Raw genomic sequence first — 11,317 nt, 5'->3', positions numbered from 1 at the left:
AAGACTTTTTGATTAGGAGTGATACAGGTTTCTTTATATATTGGACATGAAAAAATCCCCTTCCGGTGGAAGGGGATGAGTGATACTCGATTAGCGTTTATTACGATTGCGCAAGAACGTTGGGATATCCAGCGTATCATCGCTTGATTGTGTATTTTGTCTCGGCTGAGATGATGACTGCTGATGTTCCTCACGCTTGACTTCACGTTTTTGAGGAATGGATTGATTTTGCTTTAATCCTTGCCCTAATGGATTTCTTTGTGGTTTTGACACCTCTGGCTCTTGCTCAATAAATCCCGTTGCGATCACGGTTACCACAATTTCATCCTTCAAGTTATCATTAATGACAGAACCGAAAATCATGTTTACATCTTCATCAGATGCAGAAGCCACAATGTCCGCTGCTTCTTGTACCTCATAAAGACTTAGGTTCGTACCACCAGTAATATTCATGATGACACCTTGTGCACCGTCGATTGCCGTTTCCAGAAGTGGTGAAGAAATAGCTTTCTTCGCAGCTTCAGCGGCACGATTTTCACCAGTCGCAACACCGATACCCATAAGAGCAGAACCTTTATTGGACATGATCGTTTTCACGTCAGCAAAGTCAAGGTTGATTAAACCTGGTGTAGCAATAAGATCTGAGATCCCTTGAACACCTTGTCGTAGTACGTTATCTGCTGCACGGAATGCTTCAAGCATTGGCGTGTTTTTATCAACAATTTCAAGCAAGCGATCATTTGGAATCACAATTAATGTGTCAACTGCTTCCTTCATAGAAGCAATTCCTTCGACTGCTTGAAGCTGACGCTTTCTTCCTTCAAATGTGAAAGGACGAGTCACGACTCCAACTGTCAATGCACCAGAATCTTTTGCGATTTTTGCAATGACAGGTGCAGCACCCGTACCAGTTCCACCGCCCATACCAGCAGTAACAAAGACCATGTCTGCGCCTTTTAATACTTCTTCAATCTGTTCTTTGCTTTCCTCAGCAGCTTTTTTACCGACTTCAGGATTCGCACCTGCTCCAAGCCCTCTTGTCAGCTTAGCACCGATTTGCATTTTCGTTTCTGCTTTTGATAGATTTAACGCCTGTGCATCTGTGTTGACTGCAATGAAATCGACACCTTGTACGTCATTTTCGATCATTCGGTTGACAGCGTTATTTCCGCCTCCACCTACTCCGATTACTTTAATTGATGCTAGGCCGTCTATATTTGTTTCAAACTCCAACATGCTGAATCCTCCTAATCCGTCGAAAATCTAATTCTATTCCCAGAACATATTAAATAGTTTTTTCATTTTGCCCGGTTTTTTATTTGTCTCTTCTTGTGCTTTTTGTTTTACTTTCGGTCTTGGCTGCGCTTCTTTCACTTGTGGTGCAGAAGAAACCGGCTCCATGGACGCGCCTACTTCATGAAACGCCTCATCCGGCATTTGGAATCCAACCTGTCTGCCCTGAATCTTTGCATTGCGATAAGCAAAGTGGATCAGACCCACTCCTGTCATATACTGAGGTTCTCTCACCCCAATATAATTCGGACTTGCAATTCTAACATTGTTTTGCAAGACCGTTTGTGCAAGAGAAAGGATACCTGGTATAGCTGCCTGTCCACCTGTTAAAACGAATCCTCCAGGCAAATCATGGACACCCATATTTCTTAATTCCTCTGCCACAAAGAGCAAGATTTCTTCCAGCCGCGCCTCGATGATATTAGCCGCTTCAAGCTGTGTATACGTCTGTTTCTGATCGGTACCGATGACAGAAACTTCAAATGTTTCCTCAGACGATGCCTCATCATAAAACGCATGTCCAAATTGTTTTTTGATTCGTTCAGCTTCTTCAGTAGAAGTTCTAAGTCCTATAGACAAATCTTTTGTAATGTTCTCTCCGCCCAAAGGGATACTGTGAGTAGAATAGAGATGCCCGTTTTCAAATACGGAAATCGTTGTAGATCCGCCGCCAATATCGACGAGAGCTACCCCTAGATTTTTTTCATCTTTCGATAATGCTGCTGAGCCCGATGCGAGCGGCTGCAAGCAAATATCCATAATTTCAATTCCAGCTCTTTCTACACATCGGAGCCAGTTATGTAGAATCGTCTTAGAACCTGTAATTAACGTTCCATCCACCTCTAGCCGAACACCAAGCATTTTTTTCGGATCAGTAATCTCATCTCTTCCGTCGACGATAAATTGTCTCGGGATGACGTCTACGACGAGATGTTCTTGAGGAATAGATACTACCTGTGCAGCATCTAAGACACGTCTCACATCTTCAGCATGTATTTCTTTGTTTTCACTAGATACTGCGACCACGCCGCTCGTGTTCTGAATATGAATGTGGTTTCCGTTAATTCCGACAATCGCCTTTTGTAAAGGAAAACCTACCATTCTTTCAGCCTGTTCAAATGCTTGTCTAATAGAATGAACTGTCTCATCTATATCAACAATCGATCCTTTTTTTAACCCTTCTGAAGGGACATTTCCAACACCTATAATGTTAAGCGAATCATCCGCCATTTCTCCGACGATGACTTTTATATTGGATGTACCGATGTCAAGGCTGACGTAAATTTCATTGTTGTTCATTCTATGGCACCTCCTCACATATCAATACTTTCTATTCTATTATTTGCTGAACAACAATACAATGAATGTGTTTTTACAAGTGTGTAACAAAACTTAAAAAATCAACATTTTTTATTAGGATTACTGAAAATATTCGTTACATCATATGTATATCCTTTTTTATGACTCACTTTTTTTCTTTTTTTCTCTAGAAATTGTCCATTTTGTTAGTAGAATTCTTCGAATAACTGCTATATTTTGAAACAATCTAACGCCGAAAGCAAACATTCCGACTAAATACAAGTCTACACCAAGATGGACGCCCAGAAAAGCTAAACTTATTGCAAGTATAATATTAAAGAAAAAGCCTGATACAAACACTAGTTCATCGTATGCCCCTTGCAGATGTGCCCTGATTCCACCAATCAATGTATCAAGCGCAGCAAGTACAGCGAGGGAAAGATAATTAGAATACTCATTCGGTATCGTAAAATTTGTTAAGAAACCGATCGCAACTCCTATGATTAAGCCAAGTACAGGAAGCCACATTAAGATTTTCCCTCCTTTACATCGTCAAGAGGCTTCAACTCGTTTAACTGAATCGCACCGTCATATGCTTTTAATTGAATTTGCTGCTTCGGCTGGCTAATACTTAAGCCGAAATTTTCCTGAGCAAACAAATCACCAATATCTGATACATTTAAACGGCTGTATAATTTGTCGGCCTGGTCGCTGATCATCTTGATGGTCACTTCATCACCATCTAAGCTGTAGCCATCCATTTTCGTCGTGCCATTAATATCTCGAATCACACTTGTATTAATCACACGGTGGTCATTAATGGAAATATGTTTTGCCCCATACATATTGGCTTCGTTGATTAACTTTTTCAGAAGATCAGGTGGGATATTTTTCACTTCTTCCCCGGTCAGTTCCTTGGAGAAAAGCTGAGAGATGTCAACTTCAATTCCTTCCCCTGTCACTTCTGTAAAACCAGCCTTTTCTTTTAAATCTTTTAATGTTTTTGTCAGTTGTGCTTCTTTTGATTGATCTCCTTGATGACCATACTTTTTCAGCATTTCATCGTATTTATCAATTTCTTTCAGTAAATCCAATTCTTTACTTTTAGATGCAGATAAATCCTCTCTTAGCTCCCACACATCGCGAGTATCACGAACTTTGGGCTTTTGCAATGAATTAAATTGGATGGAGACCATGATGCCGAATATCACCATTAAGGCTGTCAAACTAAGTAAAGGCTTCTTTTTCCTCAACACCACTCACCTTTTCACTTTTAATCTTTGTGTTTTAAAAGAGGATTCATACGAATATCCTTTTTTTCAATCGTCATCGAAATGTGATCACTTGTCAGCTGATCGACTACTCCTCCTGCAATATTTAATGCAGGTATTAGCACAGCCGGATCACCAATAGCAGAAATAACAAATGGCGCTGGATGCTGAACCCCGTCAACTGTGACAACTGGGCCGTTACAATGTATGTACGATTGGTGCGTAATTCTCTGTCCATTAATAGATACAGCAGAGGCCCCTGATATAAACAGTTCGTTTATCACATGAAAAATATGGCTCTCATGAACAATGTAATTATTGACATTTTGTCCACTCGGGATATAAGATGCATCTTCAAGGGATACTTTTACCCCTTTTCCTTTTACACCGATCTCTCCTGTAAACATCCTGTATTTCTCAACATCTTCCAATACATTAAAATACTGCTCTTTTTCATTTTTCAAATTGGCCTCAGTGGCTTGAACCTGTGATTGTAGGCTATATAATTCTTTTTCAAGTTTCTGATTCGCCTTTTCTTGCTTTGTCAGCTGACTTTTCAAGGAATATTCTTTTTTCCATTGCTCTGTTCGGATGACATCTGCCTGATGCTGCTTTGTATATTGGTATGAAAAAGAAATCAGAAAACCAAGAACAAGCATTACAATTGAGAATATAACTGTTTTGCCTCTCAACGTTCATCTTCCTTTTTCTTAGATTTAAACGCTTCAAAATACGTCGCGACTTCCATATGGATTGTGCCTTTTTCAGATGGCGAAAGTTCTTTTACAATGGCAGGATAGGTTTTCATTTTATCAGCGAATGTTTTAATTGATGCAATCACGGTGTTCCCGTCATTCATATAAAATTTAACGAGCCACTGGTTTGAGCTTGTCGGCACATAATATATTTCTGAGATGAGTTCCTGAATAGAGGCTGGCAGCTGATTTAAAGTTCTAACCGTTTGCTTCAGCTTCTCTTTATTGTCCCAATCAACAAAAATAGGTCCTGCATGACTTGGTGTGACTTCTTCTGGCAATACTGTCCCATTTTCAAGAAGCTCATAGTATAGATTTCCCTTTTGAAGATAAGCAATATTGGCATATTCTTTGACAGCAATACTAACCTTATTTGGAAAATGTTTTTTAATACTGACACTTTTAATCAGTTTGTTTTGTTTAATATGATCTGCTGTTAAATCTTTATTTAAATTCCAAAACTCTGTTTCGCCTTCTTTAATCTGGGAAAGTTTCACAAGCTGTTTTGTAGGGACATGCTCGTTACCCGTAATAGTTAAAGAAGAAATTTTACTGATTGGTGTCTGCAAATAAATAATGATTAAAACCATGATAAAAAACAGTAGAATAAAAGAGATTAGTCTCCGATTCGCTTTCTGCTTCCTTTGTTCTTTAATTTTAGGAATCCGTTCTTCTATATTGACGATCTTTTCATTTTCATGATCAGGCCGCATATATATTCTTCACCCCATTCAAAGCTGCTTGTCCACACCTTTGGGTCATCATTTTGATGAGAAAACAAACGGCATTCTTCATGCCGTTTGTTTTCCTGTGATGCCATCATTCATAAAACTTGCTTTTAATTTGCTTCACCGATAATTTCTACTTCTGTATGCATATCTACATTGTAGTCATCTTTAATTTTCTTTTGGATGTACTGAATTAAGTCCAGCACGTCTTGAGCAGTAGCCCCGCCAGCGTTCACAATAAAGTTTCCATGCATGTCAGAGATTCTTGCTCCGCCAATTTGGTACCCTTTTAAATTCGCTTTTTCTACAAGCTGTCCTGCATATTCAGGCAGCGGATTTCGAAAAATACTTCCCGCACATGGTCGATTATAAGGCTGTGTTTCCTTGCGATAGTCTTTATTTTGCTGCATTTTCTTTGTGATTTTCTCGCGATCATCCTGTTTTAACTTAAACACGGCCTCGAGAACAATGCCTGGTCGTTCCTTTTGAAGGACAGACGTTCTGTAGCTAAAGTTCATCTGCTCATTTGTTAGCCATTCGATGCTTCCATCTTCAAATAAGATTCTCGCTTTCACAAGAATCTTACTGATATCAGATCCGTGCGCACCTGCGTTCATATAAACAGCGCCGCCAATAGACCCTGGAATACCAGCTGCAAATTCCAGCCCTGAAAGACCCTGCTTACTAAGAGACGTTGCAAGCCTTACAACAGAATAGCCGCCGCCAACTGTAATTTCTTCACCATTTACAGTTAAGTGATCAAGTCCAGCGCCTAACTTCAGGACGACACCGCGTATTCCTTTATCAAGTACGAGTAAATTTGATCCTCTTCCAATAACCGTCCAGTCCGCATGGTGTTTTTTTATCTGATCCATGATCGTTTTAACTGCATCAATATCTTTAGGAACGATCAATAGATCAGCCGGCCCGCCTATTTTCATTGTCGTATGATTTGCAAGCGGCTCATTTTCAAGCACTTTACCGACTTGCGCTTCTAATAATTCATTCTTCAAGTTCTCCATATTACCCTCCGCCTTACCTAATATCATTCCATCATGTAGTCGTAATTTCTTTTAATACATTATATAAACGTCCAGCCGCATCTGGTACTCCGAGTTCTTTTGTTAAACGGCTCATTTCGTTTAATTTTTCTTCATGACCAGCAATTTCATCAATGGCATGAAGGAGGCTCTCTCCAGAAAGCTCTGATTCTCTTAAAACGATTGCAGCGTCATGCTTTTCTAGTGATCTTGCATTGATTTCCTGGTGATTTGCCGTCACGTATGGACTTGGAATAAAAATAGTTGGAATTCCAAGGGCTGTCACTTCAGCAATCGTTGTGGCTCCCGCTCTTGCAACAATCACATCAATCGATTTCAAGTACTCCGGCATTTGATGCAAGAAAGGCTTTGTAATCATATTAGGTGCTGCACCTTTTTCCTTTAGTTCGTTCAGCACTTTTTCATAATGAACCTCACCTGTGATATATAAAAGCTGATAGTTCTTAGCCTTTAATTCATCTTGCATGTCAATAACTGCTCTATTAATCGGCGCAGCCCCCCGGCTCCCGCCAAAAATAAGAACCGTTTTTTTCTTTTCATCCAGCCCAAACTCCTTCAGAGATTTCCCCTCTTTTATAGAGACGACTTCAGAGGCTCTAGGGTTTCCCGTAAATACAACCTTTTCAGATGGAAAATGTGCCTTTGCTTCTTCAAAACAGATGGCTACCTTATCAACATACCTTGCTAAAAACTTATTTGTGATACCAGGCAGGCTGTTCTGTTCGTGAATAATGGTCGGAATTTTCAGCTTAGAAGCTGCATAAACAACAGGGCCGCACACATAACCACCTGTTCCAATGACCGCATCTGGCTTAAATTCCTTTAAGTAAGATTTGCTTTTTTGAACGCCTTTTAGAAACCTCATCACCGTTTTTACATTATCAAAGGAAAGCTTTCTTTTAAAACCTGAAATTTCTATGGACTTGAAAGGGATATTTTCTCTTTCTACAATTTTCTTTTCAAGTCCATTTTCAGTACCAATATATAAAAATTCTACATCAGGATGCAGTCTTTTCACTTCTTTAATAAAAGCTAAGGCCGGATAAATATGTCCGCCTGTTCCGCCTCCACTGATTACTATACGCATTATACCATTTCCCCTCAATTTTTTTCTGCTCTGAACAAAGTATAAACCCTGTTTTAAACAACAGGGCTCCGTTAAAACCTGTAAAGAAGAGGTAAAAAACATGTTTTCGGATACTAAAGCTGTCTTTTTCACTCTTCAAATCATTTTTTTGTACTTTTGCAAAATAAATGTCATCATGGTTTCATGAACTAGCAGCATTAATATCTAGCGTACCTGCTTACATTCAAGAGTACGCCAATGGCCATCAGCATTAATGTCAGTGATGAGCCGCCATAACTTAGGAATGGGAGCGTGATACCTGTCACAGGGATAAGTCCAGTAACAACTGCGATATTAATCATCACTTGAATGGCAACCATTGAAATAATGCCAACTGCTAGGAAACTTCCATATAAGTCTGGAGCTCCAAGTGCTATTCGTATGCCTCTCCATAATAGAACACTAAAGAGCAGCAAAATGAGTGATCCTCCTATAAAGCCAAGTTCTTCAGACAATATTGCAAAGATGAAGTCTGTTTGAGGCTCAGGTAAATAAAAGAATTTTTGTCTACTTTGACCGAGACCCATCCCGAACAAACCGCCTGGACCAACAGCGTATAAGGATTGAATAATTTGAAACCCACTGCCTAGTGGATCTTCCCAAGGATTTAAGTACGATGTAATTCGTTTTATGCGGTAGGGCGCTGATAAGACTAGTGCAGCAAATCCGCTGAGCCCTAAAAGACCGAGAAATATAAAGTGAGCAATTCTCGCACCTGAAACAAATATCATAATAATACAGGTTCCAACCATTACCGTCCCTGTTCCCAAATCTGGCTGCAGCATGATGATGGCAAATGCAGAAAACACAATGCCTAATGCTGGTGCGAAACCTTTACGAAAGGATGTGATATTTTTTTGTTTTTCAGATAAGAATTTTGCAAGAAACGCAATCATCGCAAGCTTCATAAATTCAGAGGGCTGAATACTAAACGCACCGACACCGATCCAGCTTCTTGATCCATTTCTCTCCATACCGATACCAGGAATAAGTACAAGCAGCAAAAGGAGAAAACAAACAGCAATCAATATCTTTGACCAAGTCCGCCACGTCCAATAATCGACTCGCATAATGAAAAACATCGCGATAACTCCGATTCCGGCAAACAAAAGCTGTCTTTTTGCAAAATAAAACGAATCATCAAATTTATACGATGCCCACACAGCACTAGCGCTGTACACCATAATTAAACCAATCGTCAATAAAAGTAACGTAATGACAACAAGCAAAAAGTCCGGAGAAGTTTTCTTATTCGTCAAGAGACCGACACCCCAAGCATAATTTCATTTGGGCTGTCAGTCATACGAGAGACAAGCCCTTATTTAAGCATATGCACGGCGTTTACAAACATGTCTCCACGTTCTTCAAATGTTTTATGCTGATCCCAGCTTGCACAAGCCGGGGATAATAAAATCACGTCTTCTTCTTCAGAAATGTTAAACGCCGCAGGTACTGCTTGTTCAACATTATCGACATGTTTTACGTGATGTATTCCCAGTTCTTCACCAAGCTTCACAAACTTAGGTGCCGTCTCACCAAATGTAATAATTCCTTTTACATTTTTCATAAAAGGTTTCAATTCATCAAATTCATTGCCCCGGTCAAGTCCGCCGGCTAATAAAATAGTCGGCTGCTCAAAAGCTGACAATGCTTTACTTGTTGCCAGTATATTGGTGGCTTTACTATCGTTATAGAATTTTCTGCTTTGAATTGTATCTACAAACTGCAGACGGTGCTTCACTCCACTAAATGTCGTGAGAACGTGTGCGATTGCTTCATTTGAACAGCCTGCATTTTTCACGACACAAATAGCTGCCAAAATATTTTCTTGGTTATGCTCACCAGGAAGAACAACATCCTTTAAATCGATGATATGTTCATTCATGTAGTAGATCGCACCATTTTTAATATACGCACCATGTTCTACTTGCTCTTTCACGGAGAAAAACACTTTTTTTGCTTTTGAAGCTTCAGCCAGTTTTACGACTGATGGATCATCGAGGTTAATGACTGCTATGTCATCATCCAGTTGATGTGCGTAAACTTTCTGCTTTGCTTTTTCATATTCATCACGAGTGTGGTGATAGTCTAAATGTGCATCAAAAATATTTAATATTAAGCTGATTTTAGGTCTGAATTCAACTGTTCCCATTAACTGAAAAGAAGAGAGTTCAGTTACGATCCACTCATCACCAGCTGCCTTTGCAGCGACTTCGCTGGCAACTGTGCCAATATTACCTGCCACTAAAGTTTTTTGACGGTCTTGTTTCAACATTTCATAAATCAAAGTCGTGGTAGTGGTTTTTCCATTTGATCCAGTAATCCCAATAAAAGGAGCTGAGGTTAAATGATAAGCTAATTCTATTTCCGTCCAAACTGGAATTTGGCGGCGAAGCGCCTCTTGAACCATCACATTTTCATATGGAATTCCTGGATTTTTAATTAAAATCGTAATTTCTTTATCATCGAACATACGAAGAGGATGGCTGCCGCAAATGACATCAATCCCCTTTTCAGAAAGAAGCTGAGCAGGTTCATTTTCTTCAAACGGCTTTTGGTCATTTACTATGACATTTACTCCATGCTCATGAAGAATTGAAGCTGCCGCATATCCGCTTTTTGCAAGACCTAATACTAGTACATTTTCGTTTTTTAACATTTGCATCTTATTCAATTATAACCACACCTCGATGTAAATTCCTAAAACAGCAAGTAATAAACCAGCTGTCCAGAAGGTGACAACTACTCTCCACTCAGACCAGCCAACTAACTCATAGTGGTGGTGAAGCGGACTCATCTTAAAGATTCTTTTTCCAGTTGTTTTAAAGGAGATCACTTGAAGAATAACAGATAACGTTTCGACAACAAATACTCCTCCAATAATGACAAGCAAAATTTCAAGCTTTGTTAAAATGGCAATCGCTACAATCGCTCCGCCTAAAGCAAGCGACCCTGTATCACCCATAAATACTTTTGCAGGATGCGCGTTAAACACAAGAAACCCTAGAACGGCTCCAGCAACAGCTACTGAAAAGATCGCTACATCGTACTGTGATTGATTCCAAGCCAGTATAGCAAAGGCTCCGAAGGCAATTGCAGCAGTTCCAGATAATAGACCATCCAGTCCATCCGTTAAGTTCACGGCATTAGAACCTCCGACAAGCATGAAAACGACAAGGATAAAGTAAGCCCATCCTAAATCAAAGCTGACATCTGTTCCTGGAATGCGAATCGTCGTTGCAAACTGATAATAATGGAAGACTGCATAAAAAATCACTGCGATCACAATTTGACCGATTAATTTCTGTTTCGATGTTAAACCTAGGTTTCGTTTCATCGCTACTTTAATATAATCATCTAAAAATCCTAATAGACCGTAGCCAAGCGTGACAAATAACAATAAAAACATTTCTGGACTAATCTCAGAAAATTTGTTGATCATCACAATCGTTGTAATTGTAATAGAAAAGATAATCATAATTCCGCCCATTGTCGGAGTACCTGATTTCTTTTGGTGAGACTGTGGTCCTTCTTCTCTAATACTTTGACCAAATTTAAGCCTTCTTAAAAACGGAATAAAAATCGGGGATAAAAGAACACTGATTAAAAATCCCATTATGATTGTAAACAATATCACCTGTTCAAGCATCGTTCTTTACTCCTTCCGAATTTCCAAAGCCGTTTTCCATCAGAAAATTACATTCATTATTAAGGTATTCATTCACGTTCTTCGTATGTTGTTTTTGTACAAAATGCTTCATTTCATTACACTCTTTTCATCATT

Annotated in this window: 11 protein-coding genes; all 11 read right to left on the bottom strand. The window is 39.3% G+C overall.

Annotated features, from left to right (window positions below):
* Positions 1-90 precede the first annotated feature (90 nt).
* Positions 91-1,236 (bottom strand): cell division protein FtsZ, encoded by a 1,146-nt coding sequence (gene ftsZ, locus NST65_RS07250; RefSeq protein WP_024426931.1) that lies wholly within the window; start codon positions 1,234-1,236, stop codon positions 91-93.
* 33 nt (positions 1,237-1,269) lie between these two features.
* Positions 1,270-2,592, bottom strand: coding sequence for a cell division protein FtsA (ftsA, locus tag NST65_RS07245; protein ID WP_034281692.1), 1,323 nt, complete (start codon positions 2,590-2,592; stop codon positions 1,270-1,272).
* Between the two features lie 159 nt (positions 2,593-2,751).
* Positions 2,752-3,120 (bottom strand): small basic family protein, encoded by a 369-nt coding sequence (locus tag NST65_RS07240; RefSeq protein ID WP_003210988.1) that lies wholly within the window; start codon positions 3,118-3,120, stop codon positions 2,752-2,754.
* Positions 3,120-3,845, bottom strand: coding sequence for a DUF881 domain-containing protein (locus tag NST65_RS07235; RefSeq protein ID WP_034281689.1), 726 nt, complete (start codon positions 3,843-3,845; stop codon positions 3,120-3,122). Before NST65_RS07235 ends, NST65_RS07240 begins: the two co-directional genes overlap by 1 nt.
* 20 nt (positions 3,846-3,865) lie before the next feature.
* Positions 3,866-4,555 (bottom strand): DUF881 domain-containing protein, encoded by a 690-nt coding sequence (locus tag NST65_RS07230; protein WP_034281688.1) that lies wholly within the window; start codon positions 4,553-4,555, stop codon positions 3,866-3,868.
* Entirely contained in the window at positions 4,552-5,331 is a 780-nt protein-coding gene (locus NST65_RS07225) for a cell division protein FtsQ/DivIB (protein ID WP_061109806.1), read from the bottom strand. Before NST65_RS07225 ends, NST65_RS07230 begins: the two co-directional genes overlap by 4 nt.
* Positions 5,332-5,456: 125 nt before the next feature.
* A complete protein-coding gene (gene murB / locus NST65_RS07220) occupies positions 5,457-6,368 on the bottom strand; it encodes a UDP-N-acetylmuramate dehydrogenase (protein WP_034281685.1) in 912 nt (303 codons plus the stop codon).
* Positions 6,369-6,399: 31 nt separating this feature from the next.
* Positions 6,400-7,494, bottom strand: a complete 1,095-nt coding sequence (gene murG / locus NST65_RS07215) for an undecaprenyldiphospho-muramoylpentapeptide beta-N-acetylglucosaminyltransferase (RefSeq protein ID WP_046310860.1) — start codon at positions 7,492-7,494, stop codon at positions 6,400-6,402.
* A gap of 197 nt (positions 7,495-7,691) precedes the next feature.
* Entirely contained in the window at positions 7,692-8,792 is a 1,101-nt protein-coding gene (spoVE, locus tag NST65_RS07210; protein WP_024424259.1) for a stage V sporulation protein E, read from the bottom strand.
* 59 nt (positions 8,793-8,851) lie between these two features.
* Entirely contained in the window at positions 8,852-10,207 is a 1,356-nt protein-coding gene (gene murD / locus NST65_RS07205; RefSeq protein ID WP_080701193.1) for a UDP-N-acetylmuramoyl-L-alanine--D-glutamate ligase, read from the bottom strand.
* Positions 10,208-11,182 (bottom strand): phospho-N-acetylmuramoyl-pentapeptide-transferase, encoded by a 975-nt coding sequence (mraY, locus tag NST65_RS07200; RefSeq protein WP_003211854.1) that lies wholly within the window; start codon positions 11,180-11,182, stop codon positions 10,208-10,210.
* Positions 11,183-11,317 lie beyond the last annotated feature (135 nt).

The sequence above is a fragment of the Bacillus sp. FSL P4-0248 genome (assembly GCF_038593305.1).
In the GTDB taxonomy this organism is placed as follows: domain Bacteria; phylum Bacillota; class Bacilli; order Bacillales; family Bacillaceae; genus Bacillus; species Bacillus safensis.
The sequence above is the reverse complement of the archived record's forward strand: the minus strand, read 5'-3'. Positions and strand labels throughout refer to the sequence as shown.